The sequence below is a fragment of the Paenibacillus periandrae genome (assembly GCF_022458865.1).
Lineage (GTDB): Bacteria > Bacillota > Bacilli > Paenibacillales > NBRC-103111 > Paenibacillus_S > Paenibacillus_S periandrae.
This window is the reverse complement of sequence record NZ_JAJNMU010000009.1, coordinates 107,272-124,900: the sequence shown is the minus strand read 5'-3', so window position 1 is coordinate 124,900 and position 17,629 is coordinate 107,272. Positions and strand designations below refer to the sequence as shown.

At 44.8% G+C, this 17,629-nt stretch carries 18 protein-coding genes; 7 read left to right on the top strand and 11 right to left on the bottom strand.

The window, feature by feature from the left end:
- The first annotated feature begins 109 nt into the window (after positions 1-109).
- From LRL21_RS16465 to LRL21_RS16445, 5 genes are all read left to right on the top strand, one after another.
- The gene (locus tag LRL21_RS16465; RefSeq protein ID WP_240416895.1) at positions 110-970 is read left to right on the top strand and encodes an ATP-binding cassette domain-containing protein; all 861 of its coding nucleotides are present in this window, start codon (positions 110-112) and stop codon (positions 968-970) included.
- Positions 960-2,846, top strand: coding sequence for an ATP-binding cassette domain-containing protein (locus tag LRL21_RS16460; protein WP_240416894.1), 1,887 nt, complete (start codon positions 960-962; stop codon positions 2,844-2,846). Before LRL21_RS16465 ends, LRL21_RS16460 begins: the two co-directional genes overlap by 11 nt.
- Before the next feature lie 91 nt (positions 2,847-2,937).
- Positions 2,938-3,948: a lipoate--protein ligase gene (locus tag LRL21_RS16455; protein ID WP_240416893.1), complete on the top strand. Its 1,011-nt coding sequence runs from the start codon at positions 2,938-2,940 to the stop codon at positions 3,946-3,948.
- 307 nt (positions 3,949-4,255) lie between these two features.
- A complete protein-coding gene (locus LRL21_RS16450; protein WP_240416892.1) occupies positions 4,256-4,801 on the top strand; it encodes a DoxX family protein in 546 nt (181 codons plus the stop codon).
- A 279-nt stretch (positions 4,802-5,080) separates the two neighbouring features.
- Positions 5,081-5,233, top strand: coding sequence for a DUF1540 domain-containing protein (locus LRL21_RS16445; protein WP_240416891.1), 153 nt, complete (start codon positions 5,081-5,083; stop codon positions 5,231-5,233).
- Between the two features lie 112 nt (positions 5,234-5,345).
- Here the strand turns inward: LRL21_RS16445 and fumC are convergent, their stop codons facing one another.
- The 3 genes from fumC to modA all read right to left on the bottom strand — a co-directional run bounded on the left by fumC (position 5,346) and on the right by modA (position 8,420).
- Complete coding sequence (fumC, locus tag LRL21_RS16440) at positions 5,346-6,737, bottom strand: class II fumarate hydratase (RefSeq protein WP_240416890.1); 1,392 nt, start codon at positions 6,735-6,737, stop codon at positions 5,346-5,348.
- A 171-nt stretch (positions 6,738-6,908) separates the two neighbouring features.
- Entirely contained in the window at positions 6,909-7,583 is a 675-nt protein-coding gene (gene modB / locus LRL21_RS16435) for a molybdate ABC transporter permease subunit (RefSeq protein ID WP_240416889.1), read from the bottom strand.
- Positions 7,584-8,420, bottom strand: coding sequence for a molybdate ABC transporter substrate-binding protein (gene modA, locus LRL21_RS16430; protein WP_420832455.1), 837 nt, complete (start codon positions 8,418-8,420; stop codon positions 7,584-7,586).
- A gap of 187 nt (positions 8,421-8,607) precedes the next feature.
- On the opposite strand from modA, the gene LRL21_RS16425 reads away from it, so the two are divergent.
- Entirely contained in the window at positions 8,608-9,645 is a 1,038-nt protein-coding gene (locus tag LRL21_RS16425) for a substrate-binding domain-containing protein (RefSeq protein ID WP_240416888.1), read from the top strand.
- 118 nt (positions 9,646-9,763) lie between these two features.
- Complete coding sequence (locus tag LRL21_RS16420; RefSeq protein WP_240416887.1) at positions 9,764-10,732, top strand: MraY family glycosyltransferase; 969 nt, start codon at positions 9,764-9,766, stop codon at positions 10,730-10,732.
- 92 nt (positions 10,733-10,824) lie between these two features.
- On the opposite strand, the gene LRL21_RS16415 is transcribed toward LRL21_RS16420, so the two are convergent.
- The 8 genes from LRL21_RS16415 to LRL21_RS46280 all read right to left on the bottom strand — a co-directional run bounded on the left by LRL21_RS16415 (position 10,825) and on the right by LRL21_RS46280 (position 17,550).
- A complete protein-coding gene (locus LRL21_RS16415; RefSeq protein WP_240416886.1) occupies positions 10,825-11,634 on the bottom strand; it encodes a sugar phosphate isomerase/epimerase family protein in 810 nt (269 codons plus the stop codon).
- A gap of 57 nt (positions 11,635-11,691) precedes the next feature.
- A complete protein-coding gene (locus tag LRL21_RS16410) occupies positions 11,692-12,699 on the bottom strand; it encodes a hydroxyacid dehydrogenase (protein WP_240416885.1) in 1,008 nt (335 codons plus the stop codon).
- A 162-nt stretch (positions 12,700-12,861) separates the two neighbouring features.
- Positions 12,862-13,704 (bottom strand): helix-turn-helix domain-containing protein, encoded by an 843-nt coding sequence (locus LRL21_RS16405; RefSeq protein WP_240416884.1) that lies wholly within the window; start codon positions 13,702-13,704, stop codon positions 12,862-12,864.
- Between the two features lie 68 nt (positions 13,705-13,772).
- On the bottom strand, positions 13,773-14,468 hold the full coding sequence (locus tag LRL21_RS16400) for an HAD family hydrolase (protein WP_240416883.1): 696 nt from the start codon (positions 14,466-14,468) through the stop codon (positions 13,773-13,775).
- Positions 14,469-14,531: 63 nt separating this feature from the next.
- Entirely contained in the window at positions 14,532-15,164 is a 633-nt protein-coding gene (locus LRL21_RS16395) for a pyridoxamine 5'-phosphate oxidase family protein (protein WP_240416882.1), read from the bottom strand.
- 128 nt (positions 15,165-15,292) lie between these two features.
- Positions 15,293-15,802: a GNAT family N-acetyltransferase gene (locus LRL21_RS16390; protein WP_240416881.1), complete on the bottom strand. Its 510-nt coding sequence runs from the start codon at positions 15,800-15,802 to the stop codon at positions 15,293-15,295.
- A 40-nt stretch (positions 15,803-15,842) separates the two neighbouring features.
- On the bottom strand, positions 15,843-16,415 hold the full coding sequence (locus tag LRL21_RS16385) for a DJ-1/PfpI family protein (protein ID WP_240416880.1): 573 nt from the start codon (positions 16,413-16,415) through the stop codon (positions 15,843-15,845).
- A 25-nt stretch (positions 16,416-16,440) separates the two neighbouring features.
- Positions 16,441-17,550 (bottom strand): GNAT family N-acetyltransferase, encoded by a 1,110-nt coding sequence (locus LRL21_RS46280; RefSeq protein ID WP_338044630.1) that lies wholly within the window; start codon positions 17,548-17,550, stop codon positions 16,441-16,443.
- Positions 17,551-17,629: the final 79 nt, after the last annotated feature.

The following is a 17,629-nucleotide window of genomic DNA, read 5'->3' as shown; positions in this document are numbered from 1 at the left end:
TGTTAACCTATTATGTATAAGTTCGGTTGACAATTAGGAGTATAGCACATCTTATTCCTCTTGTGGAAGAGGCAATTTGAATTTTTGAAAGTATACAGGTGAACCCATAATGGCAGGAAATGAACTAATAATGAGCAAGGTAACGGTTTATAGAAATCAATCCGGGCATACACTCCCTGTGCTCAACCATATCGATCTGCGGATTGCCGCGGGGGAGTGGGTAAACATTGTCGGACCTAACGGAAGTGGCAAATCAACACTAGCTCAGCTTATTGCAGGGATTCAGAGCGCTCATTCCGGTAATTTCGATAGAGCTTTTCTTCCTGAAGTTGTGCCTTATGTGATGCAGCAGCATTACTGTATTGGTGATACGCCGTGGGAGGATATCATTTTCCAATTGGAAATGCGTGGTCAGGAGCCAAAGCAAATCCCAGGTATTGCTCATCAGGCACTACTGGCAGTAGGATTGGCCAAACTCATGCATCGTCCATTTGCCGAATTGTCTGGAGGACAAAAACAGCTGGCAGCCATTGCCGGATGTATCGCAGCAAAGGCCCCGCTGCTGCTGCTCGATGAAGCGACGTCCATGCTGGACTCAACTTCACGCAAGGATGTGCTTAAGACTGTCCAAGCCATTCATCGGCAGGGGGCTTCTGTGATCTGGTTGACACATCATATGGAAGAGCTGGCAGCAGGAACTCGTGTCATCGGACTGATGGATGGGAAAATCACGTTCGACGGTCCAACAGCTTCCTTCTTCTATGGTAACGAAGGTTCTCATGGTTCTCTGCTGCAACCTGAGTTGAGCTCCGAAACTAGCATGGGTTTGACTCCCTGTGAGCAGCTCGGGTTTGAGCCACCATATCCGGTTCAGGTGGCCCGTGAGCTGATGAGACAAGGCGTCCATTTGGATAGACTGCCGCTTACTGCCGAGCAGCTTGTAGAGGTGGTGCATAAGTATGTCCGATGATTTAGTTATTCGCGAATTAGCATCGTTCACAACCAACGGGAACCGTCTGTCCAAGCCTTTGAATCATCAGTTTCATGCAGGCACATTAACCCTTGTTCTGGGGCGCAGCGGTACGGGTAAAACTATGCTTCTGGAGATGTTATCGGGGCTGCGTGAGCCTTCCTCCGGTCAGATTAGCCTGGGAAGCACCTCACTCTGGACAGGTACCTCCAAACGGAGAAAACCGAATCGTCAGGTACTGCTGCGATTAGGCACAGCTTTTCAACATCCGGAGCAGCAATTATTTGCCAATACCATCAAGGAAGAATTTCAGTATACGCTTCGCCCCTTTAAGCTATCCCCTGCAGAGAGCAATCAACGTATACAGCATGCACTTCGTCTATTTTCGGGAGAGCCCGAGTCATGGCTGGAGCGAGATCCTTTTCAATTAAGCGGAGGGCAGCAGCGTCGATTGTCGCTTGCATTGCTGCAAGCAGCAGCTCCTGACTGGCTGCTTCTCGATGAGCCTACAGCGGGGATTGATGCCGAAGGAGCCTCCCTGCTCTACGGACATCTGCAGCAACGAAAAGCCGAAGGTCTCGGCACTATCATCGTCACACATGATCCGGAAGCTTTGCTGACGCTTGCCGACTCCGTGCTTATTTTATATGACGATACCTTTTGGCAAGGGTCACCTTCAGAACTGGCAGATCAGAAGTCTATATGGAGTCAGGTCGGACTTGCTCCGCCTGTCCAGTTGAATACGCTGAACCTGCTGCAAGCATCAGGAATCCCTATGCCTATCGCGAGCTGGCCCGATGCAAAAGCAGCGGCAACTGCCATTAAATCTGCACTAACGGTCCATATGGCAGCAGGAGCAATCGAAAATCTGGAAGAGCACACGAGAATGGATACTACCTCTGCTGAAGAAAGTTATCCTATAAACGGACCCAAGGCAGAGCAGGTTAAGATGCGCTCGCAGGGAACATCTGAATGCATGACAGGAGCTGCTCCTGAACCCATTACCGAATCAACACCTAGACCCATACCTGCTGGCGATGATACTTCCTACTCCATGCCTACAAAGAAATCAGGCTTAAAGGCTTATGATCCACGTGCTGTATGGGTTGCTTATATGCTCATATCGCCAGGTATCCTTGTCCAATCCCATTGGTTTGGCTGGATAGCTGCTTTCATAGTAACGCTGGCTGTCATACGTTATGCGCATATACCGCTTATGGAATGCTTAAAGCCCGCTGCTGGTTTGATTGTATTTACTCTTATAGCCTCTGTTTTGTCTGGACTAGCTGTAGAAGGAGCTGAAGCCCCACTCCCAGGCAGCGAAAGTGAAACAGGCGGAATCCTATATTCACTTCCCTTTAACCTGCGTTTTGCTGTGAGTCCGGCTGTCGAGACATTTTTCAGACTAAGTATATTGGTCTTGATCATGCTCATTGGGTTTGTACTTCTATCGGGAATCAATCATTTGCGACTAAAACGGGGGTTGGAGCAAGGACTTCATTGGTTAAAACGAATCCGTGTTCCTGTTGACCCTTTTGCCTTAACAGCTTCGCTGATCATTCGGTTCATTCCGATGATTATTGACGAATGGCAACGGTTTGCGAAAATCGCCGCTGCACGCGGCAAGTACCCTTTTCGTCCTGGACAGATTCCTATATTCCGTATGCGAATGACAATGATTCCGGTACTCATTTCACTTCTGCGCCTTGGCGAAGCGTTGTCCCTGATTCTGATTGTGCGAGGTGTAGGGCGTGCGGATAGCAAGCCGACGATCGCCTTCCGGCTTCGCTTTAACCGTTATGATTATAGACTAGTTGCAGCCGCAGCGAGTATATTAATGGTTCTGTTAGTGCTGAACTATATAATATTGGCATGATAGAGTCCAACAAATTTGATAACGATTATCATTGTTCATTATAATAATGATGAGTAATCGAATATAACCCATTTTGGAGGTACAACATCTCATGCTGTTTATTGATAATAAAGACATTACCGATCCGGCTGTTAATCTCGCCCTGGAGGAATATTCGCTGCGTAATCTGCCCATGGACGACAGTTACTTACTGTTCTATATAAATGAACCGTCCATCATTATTGGCAAAAATCAGAATACCATCGAAGAGATCAATACGGATTACGTAGAGCAGCAGCATCTACATATCGTCAGACGTCTTTCCGGTGGCGGTGCGGTTTATCATGATTTGGGCAACCTCAATTTCAGTTTTCTGATGAAGGATGACGGGAATTCCTTTCATAACTTCGCCAAGTTCACCCGACCCGTTATCGAGATCCTTCATCGGCTTGGGGTGGAGGCCGTATTAACTGGGCGCAACGACATTCAGGTTGGTGAACAAAAAATTTCCGGCAATGCTCAGTACATATCCAAGGGACGAATGTTCAGTCACGGTACCCTGCTGTTTAATTCAGCAATGGAAAATGTTGCTTCTGCTCTCAAAGTCAAACCGATTAAAATAGAATCCAAGGGTATTAAATCCGTTCGCTCCCGAGTCGCCAATATCTCGGATTTTTTAAGAGAGCCGTTGACGATTAAGCAGTTTAGAGACATTTTGCTGCAGCAATTATTTGATTGCTCACTTGCAGATGTCCCTCAATATCATTTAACGGAGGACGATTGGGCTGCTGTTCATAAGCTGGCTGATGAGCGCTATCGGAGCTGGGATTGGAATTATGGACGTTCACCGAAGTCAAATATCCAAAATACATTCAAATTTCCTTCCGGGATTATCGATGTGCGTCTCAACGTCATTCAGGGTAAAATAGCGTCGATCCATATTTTCGGTGATTTCTTCGGCACTCATGACGTATCTGAATTGGAACAACACCTCACAGGCATCCAGTATGAACAGCAGGCTATTTTTAATGTTCTTAACAGCATTGATATCCATCACTATTTTGGCAATCTTACGACCCAGCAATTCATGGCCCTATTATTGCTGCAGGAGATCCCACAATAACTGTTTTTCAATTGAATACCCATATTGATTTAATGCAAATAACCTCCCGGCTTTCACTGAGCTTGGGAGGTTTATTATTGTCCACGGATGCATCCAATTATTTCTTGGCTGTGATTATAATCACATACATAGGATCCATAACATGTTAAATTAAGGGTGTAAGATAACAGAAAGACAACAAACGGAAGGATTGATGGAAGATGACAACACAACCACATAAACGATCCCGTAGCTGGCACAAGTAAATCAACATTTTTTTTAGACAATGATGTGAATTTTTTCACAATAAAATTAGGAGATGATACTCATGTTTGGACAATGGCTAAGAGAAAATAAATATGCAGCAGGTATCTTGCTTGTCATCAGATTATTCATTGGTTATGAATGGCTCACTCACGGATGGCAGAAGCTGACCGGAGGATTTGATGCAACAGGCTTTCTGAATAACGCGGTCACCAAACCAGTGATCGACAAGGCAACCAATGAACTTATTTATCCAACCTTCACTGCATTTATCCAAAACTTTGCACTACCTAATGTCAAGATCATTAACTTCTTGATTCCGCTTGGTGAGTTCCTGGTAGGACTTGGCTTGATACTCGGTGTTCTGACCACAGCAGCAGCATTCTTCGGACTGATGATGAACTTCATGTTCATGTTCGCAGGCACTGTAAGCACGAATCCTTGGTTCATTCTTATCGGTGTGATCTTATTCATGGCAGGAGCGAACACTGGCAGATTCGGCGTTGACTACTACCTGATGCCATACCTTCGCCAATGGTTCACAAATAAGAATAAACCTACGGATGGAGCAGCAGGAACAGGTAAAAAGCCTACTACAGCGCACGCATAACCTACAATCTTGTACAAAGAGCAGCTTCATGCGAGCTGCTCTTTGGCTATCCAGGAAGTAGAAGTTCATACTCCAGTGATTCGCAGAAAATCAGAAGGCTGCTTGCCGAATTTGATAATTGTCAGAAAATTTGCTATGCTGGTCAAAGCAACTACACATTCATACACAAAAACCCTCACTATCTTCAAATATTGAGGGTTTCGCTGCTTGTACAAGATCCACCTTGTACAAGCTAACTATGAAATTGTGTTGTATTCTACGTAAAGGAGGTGCCTGACTATGGCTAAAGACGTGTTATGTGAAGTGAATTCCTGTCGTCACTGGGCTAATGAAAACCAATGTACCGCTTCATCCATTTACATTACAAACCATCAATCAAAACAAGCCCACAGCTCTGCAGAAACAGATTGCAAAACGTTTGAATCGAAATAAGCTGCGATTGCAAGAAATTTAGCAATGAATGTATGGGAACCCTCGGGTTCCTTTTTTCTTTGTGATTATGGTTTCATTTTATCAATAATGATAATTATTATCAAGTATTTTTTTATTCTTCGCCAGGATGAATCATCAGCTCCGGTTTCACCAGACGATCAAATTCTTCTTCGGTCAAAAGCTTGCTCTTAACGGCTGCCTCCTTTAGTGTAGACCCTTCTTTATGGGCAAGCTTGGCAACAGCAGCAGCATTTTCATAGCCGATATGAGGATTTAAAGCAGTAACCAGCATAAGCGAGCGTTCCACATTGTTTTGAATTACTGCGTAATTCGGCTCGATCCCAATTGCACAGTGGTCATTAAAAGAACGAATCGAATCTGCAAGCAGCCTTGTGGATTGCAGAAAGTTATAAATAATGACCGGCTTGAATACGTTCAGCTCAAAATTGCCTTGACTGGCCGCAAAGCCGATAGCGGCATCATTCCCCATAACCTGGCAGACCACCATTGTCAATGCTTCGCTCTGAGTCGGATTCACCTTACCCGGCATGATCGAGCTGCCTGGTTCATTTGCCGGAATAATCAGTTCTCCGATGCCGCAGCGCGGTCCACTGGCAAGCCAACGTACATCATTAGCAATTTTCATCAGGTCTGCAGCAAGAGCCTTTAAAGCGCCATGTACATAAACCAATTCATCATGGCTCGTTAACGCATGAAATTTATTGGATGCGGACGTGAACTCTTTGCCAGTCAGCTCACTGATCTCCTCAGCTGCAATCTCGCCAAATTTGGGATGGGCATTGATTCCCGTACCCACAGCTGTTCCTCCGATAGCCAGCTCCTTCAAGGATTCGGAGCTATGTTTGATCATGGACTCCGTTTTTTCCAGCATCCGGTGCCAGCCGCTAATCTCCTGTCCAAGTGTCAATGGAGTCGCATCCTGAAGATGGGTTCGCCCAATTTTGATAATGTCCGCAAATACCTCGCTTTTCTGGCGAAAGGTTTCTTTTAACAGTGCAATAGCTGGTAATACCTGCTCTTCAATCGCGATTAAACCAGCAATATGCATCGCTGTTGGAAACGTGTCGTTAGAGCTTTGCGACTTGTTCACATCGTCATTCGGATGAATTTTCAGCTCACTGCCCTGTGCTTTGAGAATTTGATTCCCACGGTTGGCAATTACCTCGTTGACGTTCATGTTGGATTGGGTACCGCTCCCCGTCTGCCATACCACAAGCGGGAAATGATCATCAAGCTCTCCTCTAATAATTTCATCGGCAGCAGCGATAATTGCAGCTGCTTTCACATTATCCAGCTTGCCCAGCTTCAGGTTAGCCGCTGCCGCACTTTTCTTGAGAATAGCAAAAGCCTGAATGATAGCTTGCGGCATTTTTTCGGTGCCAATATTAAAATTTTCAAAGCTTCGCTGCGTTTGTGCCGCCCAAAGCTGATGTGCAGGAACCTTGATTTCACCTATCGTATCCTTTTCAATTCTGTATTCCACAATTAAATCCTCCTCTGACATCTCGATTTAAACGTATTGCATCCATTTTAAATGATAACGATTATCAATGTCAAACGTGGGGGATTGAATAACCCCGCGGAACATCACAACGCACGCTCTATTGTTAGACGGATGCATAACCACCTCTAGCATTACCCAATGTCCGAGCTATTACGTGCTTACTCTACGTCTTGTCATGAACAACAAAAGAAAGGAAATCAGGATGATCGAGACTGTCCAGGCCCAGGCCATTGTTGTTTTGCCTGAATCTACCGCCACATAGATCGCTGTCGGTATCGTCTGTGTAACACCTGGAATATTGCCGGCTATCATTAAGGTCGCACCAAATTCGCCAAGACCACGGGCAAAGCCCAAGATATAAGCCGTTATGAGCGAACGTGCTGCCAAAGGCAAAGTAATGAAGCGAAAAACCTGCCAAGCATTCGCCCCATCTGAACGCCCTGCCTCCTCCACACTGATGTCGACAGAGTCAAAACCTACCTTCATCGTCTGATAAATCAATGGAAAGGCTACCACTATAGAAGCAATAACGGCAGCCCACCAGGAGAAAATAACCGGTGCATGAAACAGCCACTCCATGAAGCGGCCGACGATACTTTTTCTGCCCAGCATGACTAGAAGTAAAAAGCCGATAACGGTGGGAGGCAGTACCAAGGGCAGCATAAACAGCGTTTCAAGCAGCAGCTTGCCCTTGAACGATTTGCGTGACATCCACCATGCAATTGCGACTCCCAATAAGGCAGCAACAACACTGGAGAGAAGTGCAACTTGAAGAGACAGACGGATTGGAGGCCAAAGCTCACCCCAATGAAGTTCAGCTATCATTTATTTGGGAACCGTAAAACCGAATTTAACGAACACATCGAGCGCATCTTTGGACTGCAAATAATTGTAAAAGTCTTCGGCTTCCTTGCTATGCTTGGTCGATTTCACAATACCGATAGGATACTCAACAGCTTGATAGCTCTTTGGATCGACGGCAAACGCAATCTTTACTTTAGAAGAGGTCAAAGCATCCGTTTTATAAACAAAACCCGCTTCCGCATTGCCTGTCTCGATGTACTGCAGTACTTGTCTGACGTCTTTCCCTTGAACCAGTCGCGGCTGCAGACTATCCCACAGCTTGCTGTAGGTTAAAGCTTCCTTGGCGTAGCTGCCAGCCGGAACACTTTCGGGTATGCCGATTGCAACATGGAGCACTTCCGGCTTCGATAGATCCGCTTCGCTGCCAATGGATACCTTGCCATCTGAAGGAACAACAACGACCAATTCGTTGGTCAGCAGGTTTTTCTGCTTTCCTGAATCAATCAGCTGCTTATCAACAAGCGTCTTCATATTCTTCGTAGCCGCGGATAAGAACAAGTCTGCAGGAGCCCCCTGCTCGATTTGCTGCTGCAGCGCTCCCGATGCGCCAAAATTAAAGTTAAGCTTCGTACTTTTTACTTTGGCCTGATAGGCTGTCTGAATTTCTTTTAGTGCATCCGTCAAGCTTGCAGCTGCTGAAATCGTCAGCTCCACTGCTTCTGCAGGCGCTTGAGCTGGACTCGCACTTTGCTGCTGCTTTGAACCAGCACCGGCTTCAGCCATTGGCTCCGTCTTGGTCCCACAACCGGCAATCAGTAAAGTCATCGCAATAATCGGTACCCATAATTGATTTCTCACTGCTTTTTCCCTCATCATCGAGCCTCCATATATTATAATTAGATATAATTAGTTATATTTGATTATAGTTGATTATTCGGAATTTTTTCAAGCTATGACAGACATGATTTAGAGCTGAGACTATTCTAGATGTGATACAATTAATAATTGAAATGAATGATTCCAAATCAAGCACGTGGAGGTCTACATGCCCAACGATTCCTCGTATACAACCGAAGATATATCCAGGCTTTTAAAAATATCCAAGCTCACCGTCTACGATCTAATCAAAAAAGGCGAGCTTCCCTCCTATCGGGTTGGCAAACAAATGCGCGTAGACGCTGCAGATCTTGAAGCCTACAAGCAGCGATCTAAAACGATGCAGACGTTACTCCAATCCCAGTCTGCAGAAGCTCCGCCCTCACAGCATCCAGCCCTGCAATCAGAGAAGCTTGACCGCTCTGAGCATACAGCAGTGCCTCATTTACCATCTGCTCATTATAGTTCATCACCTTCCCATTTTCCGAACACAAACGGAATTCGACCTCTCGTGATCACAGGCCAGGACATGAGTCTTGATCTATTAGCCAAGCATATGGAACGAAGCATTCCAGGCATTCGACCATTGAGGGCATTTGTTGGCAGCATGGACAGTTTAATATCGATGTACAAGGGCGAAGCCGATATTGTAAGCACTCATTTGCTCGATGGTGATACAGGTGCATATAATTTGCCATATATACGTACGCTGCTCGTCGGCTCTTCCTATGTAGTTGTGAATCTCGTTTCACGGCAAGCCGGATTGTACGTACAGCGCGGCAACCCATTAAAGCTCGGCCATTGGAGCGATTTAAGCAGACCTGGTCTTCGTCTTGTTAATCGTGAAAAGGGCTCTGGCGCCAGAGTGCTGCTGGATGAGCAGCTGCGATTGCAGCATTTAGATTCGAGTCAAATAAGAGGATACGATCAGGAGGAAACGAGCCATCTGGCAGTGGCCGGAAAAGTAGCAGCAGGAGAAGCCGATGTTGGGGTTGGTATTGAAAAGGCAGCCATAATTGTCGGAAATATTGAATTTATTCCGTTAATTCAGGAACGATATGACCTGGTCATGCTGAAAAAGCCGGAAAATAAGATATGGCTGGAACACGTTCTTCAATTATTGCAAACGGAAGCATTTCACAATGATCTTCAATCCATTCATGGATATGATCTATCCTTAACAGGGCAGGTTCTGTACGAAACCTAAAAATCCCGCAGCCCCAGGTGCTGCAATTGAATTCGATCTGCCTGACTGCAAGCTTGCTTGATTTCAATCGACATTCTTCTCTATTAAATGTATACTTATGGAATCCTAACAATCGGTGGTGACGATTATTTTATATGCTTTTTCCTTTCTAATTTCATTTGTCATTGTGCTGGTGCTCATACCCCCATTTGGGAAATTGGCATTTCGATTGGATTTTGTGGACAAGCCCCGTCAGGACGTTGAACGTAAAATTCACCGAGAGCCTATTCCGCTTACGGCAAGCTATGTGATCTTTATAGGTTTTTTTATTACTTATCTTCTGGTTACAAGGGATTTTAGTTTGCAAACTGGCGCTATTTTTGCAGGCGGGGTTTTATTATTGGTGATAGGCACGATGGATGATTGGTACAAAACTAAGGGCAAAGACTTTCCTGCTTTACCGAAGCTCATTGTTCAAGTGTCAGCCGCCATTCTCGTATATGCGTCAGGTATTACCTTCGATGGATTTTATAACCCGTTTTCAGGTGAATATGTAGTGCTTCCCGTACTGCTGCAATTTATATTAACGATTTTATGGATCTTCGGTGTGACCACAGTCATTAATTTCTCGGATGGCATGGATGGACTTGCTGGAGGGCTATCTGCCATATCGGGTATTACGCTGTTTGTTGTCGCCTTGGCAAAAGGCCAATCCAGCCCCGCCATTATGGCCATTATTTTGGTTGGTGTAACCATCGCTTACTTGCGATATAACAAGCCACCCGCCAAAATCTTCATGGGTGATGCAGGAGCAACCTTTCTCGGATTTATTCTGGCGGTTATAGCATTGGATGGCGCCTTCAAGCAAGCCACTGTATTATCGCTATTTATCCCGATTTTGGCTCTCGGTGTACCGATATTCGATAATATTTTTGTCGTCATCAAGCGGTTTTTGCAAGGAAAATCCATTTATCAAGCAGATGCAAGCCAAGCGCATTATCGCCTGCTGCGTGCGGGCCTCAACCATAAGCAGGTCGTATTATTCCTTTGTTTGATCAGTACTTGTCTGTGTTTATCGTCGATTATTTTATTACTTGTACAAATATGAAAAAGACTGCTGGATTGTTCAAACATGAACCCCAGCAGTCTTTTATTTATAAAATCAACTCCATGTACTCCACTACAGAGCTTTCTTGTGAATCAAGCCAAAGCTCTCATAAATTGTACATACTGAGGAAATGCTTCTTCCGCATTCAGGATTTCCGGATGCCACTTTTTCTCCCACTCAAATGTGAAATAGCCGTCATACCCATTTTCTTGCAGCAGCTTAATCGTATCTACTAATGGAATGTTGCCTTGTCCAGTTAAACAATATTGAAATTTACCATCAGTATCTGGCAAAAGCTTCGAATCCTTCACATGGGTGTATTCGACCCAAGGACTTAGTGATTGCCATGTATCCGTTGGCAGCTCGCCAAGCGTACGCACTGGATGGTGAAGATCCCACAGTACAGCAACGGCTTCCGAATCCACCTGCTCCATAACCGCTTGAACATCTGTACTTGCGGTCCAGTCATCATGGGTTTCCAGCAGCAGCTTCACGCCATGCGCCTTCGCCAATGCACCCAGCTCTTGAAAATGCTGTACCATCGTTTGGACAGCCTCTGCACGATCCGTGTCACCTATAGCCCCACCGAATACGCGAATATATCGGGTGTTAAATATGGAGCAGAGCTTAACATATTCCTTGATTTCAGCTGCATTTTTCTCGAAATTCTCCTTGGAGAACACATTCACAGAGCTGGAAAAACACGATACCTGAAGTCCTGCAGCCTGAATTTGATCGCGAGTCTGGATCGCATCTACAGAAAAAGCTGGCAGCTTGTAAATGTTCATTTCCCCGGCAAGTCCACGAAAATCTATGGCATCAAAGCCATATTCCACCGCTCTTTCAATAATTAAATCCAGCTCCCATTCGGGACATCCTAAGGTAGTAAAAGATAATTTCATTGTATCCTCACTCTCCTGATTAGAACCCTCGTTTCCAATCATCATTATTATAGTCATTTACTGTGCAGTCATTCGTAAAAAACGTTCCTTATTTACTTCCCTTAAGCATGGCTGTCCTGACGCAAACCTGACCAAATCCTCCACAACCATCGCTGCCAGCTGCGACTTCCAGTAGCCGGAATAAGCTCCAATGTGCGGCAAGCATAGCACATTGGGCAGCTTCAGCAGCGGGTAACCCGACTGAACAGGTTCACTATGATATACATCCAATGCTGCAGATATGCGTCCCGATATAAGCTGCTCCAGCAAAGCCGCCTCATCAATCAAAGGACCTCGTGCCGTGTTGATTAACAAAGCACCGTCGGCAAGCAGCTTTAACTGCTCTTTACCTATCATTCCTCTTGTAGACGTCGTCAATGTATCATGGAGGGACACGATACGACTGTTCCTCAACACTTCCTCCAGACTGCAAAGTGTAACGCCAAGCGCCTGCGCTTCCTCCACTGAGCAATAAGGTGAATATAACAGCAATCGTGTGTTGAAGGCCTGTAGTATACGGATAACCTCTCTGGAAATTTCACCAAGACCAATGATCCCAACCGTCTGGCCGGATAGTCCCATAACCGTATTGCCGCTAGCGCTTTCTCCCCACTGCCCGCTTTTTAGCCGATCACGGTAATTTGGAATTTCCCATGAACCGCTCATTATCAACGTTACGGCCAGCTCAGCGGTGGATTTGGCAAGCGCCGTATTGGCATTGACCACTTTTATAGGTTTTTGAAAAATCTCCGCATCGACATAGGGTGTTAACGTTCCAGCAGCATGACCGACAAAGCTTAGCTGCTTCGCTTGTGCCAATACTTCGACGGTTAGCTTGGGCGAGCCCCAGGATGTCAGACAAGCATCATAACGATGGATGTCCTTATGGAGTTGATCCACTCCATACGGCGTACCCTCTGTCACCCAGTCAACTTCAGATATTGACTCTAACTGCCTGATTACGTCTTTGGTGAATAACAGCTGCTTCAGTTCTTTTTTCCAAACCGTTACTAATGTTCTCATCATTAATCTCCAATCAAGCGGCTCATCCATTCTGCCAATTCTGTGTATGATCGCTTAGTAGGTCCGAAATACGTATGCCTTCGAAACCGCATTCATAATGAATCTAAACTTATTATAGCTGAAACCTTGCGAAGGGGGACCGCACTATCTTCTTACAAAACTACACTATTTACTGCTATTTGTGTGATTCCGCTTGTAAGCAAACGGTGTAACGCCATACTTGATTTTAAATGTTTTGAAAAAATGTCCCGTATGCAAGAAACCTACTGCTTCCATCACTTCTCCAACTGACAGATCCGATTGAAGCAGCAGCTCACCCGCTTTGCGCAAGCGCAGCTCCGATAGAAAACCGCTAAAAGTGACTCCGGTGACCGTTTTGAACAGCGAACTGAAATAATTGGGCGACACAGATACTCGTGCAGCAGCCTCTTTTAAAGTCAACGGCTTATCAACGTGCTGCTCCATATGATGAATGACCTCACGAATAGCCTGTTCATAGCCAGACCCAGCCTGCTGAGCCCAGCCTCTGACCTCGCGGGTGATCATGACGAGAATTTTCAACAAATCAGCGCGTACCGCATATTGATGATACGCATCCTGCGTGTCCATTTCGTTTTTAATCTCTTCTACCAGACGTTCGATGACGATCTGTGAACGCGGAGATAAATTAATTAGCAGCGGACAGGACAAAGAAATCTTCGATAGCTCCTTAATATTTTCCTCAAGAAGTGAAGGCATGAAATCCAGCTGCACCAATTCAAAGGCTTGTTTATCTATAGGCATAAAACAGTGCATCGTAGAGGTAGGAATGGAGAATAAATCTCCGCGCTGCAAATCCATCTGCTGACCTTCTACTATGTGACGGCACACTCCGGTCAGGACATAACAAATTTGCAAAAACTCATGGCCATGAGAGAACGGATTGTAGTTGGTTTCCGTTCTGATTTCAAATTTGATCGGAAAATCCTCCTGCATAAAGTCCTTATACTGGAGCACGGATGCATTCATTATGGAAATCACCTCTAAAAGATCTTTCTTGTGCGCCCTTCATCTTACGTGTTGCTTGCCGATTACTATCACTGCTTGTCCAGAAACTGCTTGTATAGCTCATTCGGTTCCGCTAATCGCGGAAAACCTGAGATTTTACTGCTGATAAAGTCGGGAACATACCAGGCCGCCTGATAAGCATCCATACCTGCACTGCGAGCTCCTGCCAATTCGTTAGAGCCACCATCTCCAACAAACATGCAATGCTTTGGGTTGACCTCCAAACGCGAACAGGCTAACTGATATATTGCGATATCCGGTTTCGCATACCCAACTTGATAAGAAAAGATCACCTCATCAAAATAACCCGCTAACGGGCATTCTGCCCATCCTCGAACTTCCTCCTCCGTACAGTTACTAATAAGGCCCAGCTTGATAGACTTTCTCTTCAATAGCTTCAGCAAGTCGATAACATCGGTGTTAATATCCATAAAAGGTACTCTTTTTTCAAGAATACGTTCCTGGTAAAGGGCTTCGATAACGTGCTCCACATAGGGCAATTTATTCTTTTCAAGAATATCCATCATGACAGCACGGTAGGTTGGATATCCTCCGTTCATTCTCATCTCTTGCCGTTCGTTCCACTGCTGCTGAAACTCGCTGTTAGAAAGACCTATTAAGCTGCCATAATCTCTAGATGCTCTACTCACTTTGCGTCTACCATTGGCGAATTCAGTGATCAAGGTTTCAAAAAGATCAAATATAATAGCTTCCTTTTGTGCCATGCTCAGCTCCCCCTGATTCAGGTTTGTACGAGTGCAGATGTGAGTTCCTAATTTATGTTTCAGCTAATACAGCCTTTTCTCATAGCTTTCCTGCAGTCCCTTGTTGATGATTTCTACAGTATACTCAGCAGAATTCACATGAGACGTCAAAATAGTAGGAACCGATGGCAACGCATCTTGATCTGCCCAAGTATGCACGTCCCACAGGCCTGATCGTTTAAAAGCCTTGGCACAATGAATAAAACATTCCTCTACCTCGACTCCGATTCCCAAGCTTGGCTGCTTGTCCCTGACTTTCATTTGCTGTAGTATCTCAGCATCCTTGATCACATAGGCTTTACCGTTAACCCTCAAGGTTTCTTCAAGACCGGGAATAAGAAAAATAAGTCCAATAGCAGCATTCCGCACAATATTTCTTAGTGAATCGATTCTACGATTTCCAGGTCTTTCTGGAATGACCATGTAGCGTTCATCCAGAACCAGTACAGCCCCGGGCGCATCCCCGCGAGGCGAAACATCACAGCGTCCTTGATCATCCGAGGTTGCGACAAACACCAAAGGTGAAAGAGCAATAAAATCGCGACAATGCTGATCCAATCGATCGATCCCCTTCTTCTTAACCACCTCACTCGGATACCCAACAATTTCCTGAATTTCTTCTTCCGAGCTCAATATTTCTTTAAAAGGACAATTCATAATAAGTCCTCCATACCCATTGTTATTGATTGCTATTATCATTTATCACAGGCGGAAACAGCGGCACGGATATAACTATTCATATAGACTATATAGACTATATCGGCATTTCTGACCCTTTTTTACTGTTATAAAAAAGCTTTCTCATATAAATTTGCAGCCCAGCCCTTACCCTCCGTGCGTCCTCGAAACTCAAAACCCGCGGTTACATAATATTCGTTTAATTTCACATTACTCGGTACGCAATCCAGCCTGAGCAGCTTCCTACCATTCATTTTCATATATGCCTCACACCAACGAAGCACTGTATGCCCAATACCTAAGCCGTTATATTCTCTCTTCACGACTAATTTATGTAAGTAACCGGCTTCATTATCGCAATCCAGCTCTTTCCAGATAATAGCATCTTTCCACTGGATCGATAAGCCTCCAATAATCGAACCGTTCCAGTTCACCTGGTACAGCTCCGTCTGCCGGATCAGATTGTGCATATGCTCGGTTGTAAAATCACTTGTTCTCCACTGGTCTATACCCTTCGCTTCCATCCAGGCAGCCGCTTCTATGTACAAAGACTGCAGTTTAGCCAAATCCGACTCATCTACTCTTTGAATGTTTACCTGATCGATGATTTCTTTCATCCACTCACCTCTTTTATTACTTCCATTCCAACGATTTGATTTATTTGTTCATAATGTCTTTAAATAACTGCTCTTGTTCTTCGTACCGATCTCCATAAATGTTCAAATAATCGAATACCTCAAATGAAAAATCAACAAACGCGCGCCCTTTAGCCGTTATGATGTTTCCGTCCCTTACAACTCTCAGATCGCTATAATTCACTCGTGGAAAAGGGTCCTCAACACCGAGCTTATGGATCACTTCTATCGAGCAAGAAGTGGTGAACGTATGCTTGTGCAGCACTCCTGCTCTCCCCAAATACTGAGGGCCGTTACATATCGCTGCAAGCAGCTTCTTGTCGCCATCCAGCTTAACAATCAAATCTGTAAGCTCCGGTCGTTGGTCTCGGATTGGCCCTCCGGGAATAATAAGAGCTTCAATATCATCAAGCTCCAACGCTTCAGATACTGTCAAATTGGGCTTATAGAACAGACCGGACTCACTCATGACAGCTTCATAGGCGTAACCGGCTGAAAGCACGTCTCTGTGACCTACGTTCTTTATTTTATGAAATGCCAATGTAATCTCAAAATCCGCAAAATCCTCAGTGATCAGACATATTATTTTCCCCAAGGCAAACACCTCTCTTTCAGTTCATTCAAGTCAGTTCCAGACCTTCTTCTTGATAATGGGATATATCCGCGTGTAAAATAATTTCCGGTTCACCGTTTAGAAACTCGACCTTACATAAGCAAGCTGGATGGATATAGGGAAGATTCCAAATGATTTTCATCGGACGATTCTCAAATATGGCCATCAACAATTTTACAACAACACTATGAGTTACAATAAGGATGGATTTGCCTTGATGTTCATGTAGAACCCGATTTAATTCATGTACTGATCGTTCCGCTACAGCACTGAAGGTTTCGCCACCCTGTATCTGAAATTTCTCGGGATCGTTCCAAAAATGATCCCATGCTTCCGGATCGCCATCCTGAACCTCCTCCTGCGTTTTCCCCTCCCAGACACCCATATTCATTTCTTTGAAAGCATCGCTCTCCTTAATTTCGATATCTCGGGTATGCCTGATTAATTGTGCCGTTCGAACCGCTCTATGGCTTGAGCTGGAGTAGATGATATCGATCTTCGCGTCTTCCAAAGCTTCACTCAGCCACTGCGCCTGTTGAATCCCTTTTTCTGTCAAAGGTGAATCCTGATGACCTTGTATTTTATGCTGAATATTCCACTCCGTTTGTCCATGCCTCACTATGTATAATGTGGTTTTATCCTCTGTACTTACTGAACTTACTAACTGCTCAAGAGCCGTAGCTTTGTTAAATATACATTCAAACCGCTCGACCCCCGGATATTTCTCACCCAAACTGATGATGTTAAAACCGATTTTTTTATAAAAATGAACTGCACCTTGATCCGTCTCTGCCTTCATTCTACTAAAAGGGCTTTCTTCCATGTATGTTGTAATCATACTTTTGCCCAAGCCTTGTCTTCTATGCGAGCTTTTGACCGCTATGTGTTTTAATTCAACTTGATCATCATCCTGGGCAATAACTCCGAGAAGCCCCACCAATTCATCATTTTCGATGATACCGAGCAGCCTTTTGAATTCATTGCTTTGATATGCCTCAAATTCTCTCAGGACTCGTTCCTGATCAGGATACATACATTCGGTGAGCAGCTCTATAATTGCCTTCGTATCCTTGTAATCTTTTAGATTAATCAATCGATTCACCAGTCCTTTGTACATACAGAGGTTCACCCCCTTTCTAATTAAACCAAAAAATAACATAATCTACAATCAAATAGGAACAACTTACCTGCGAATT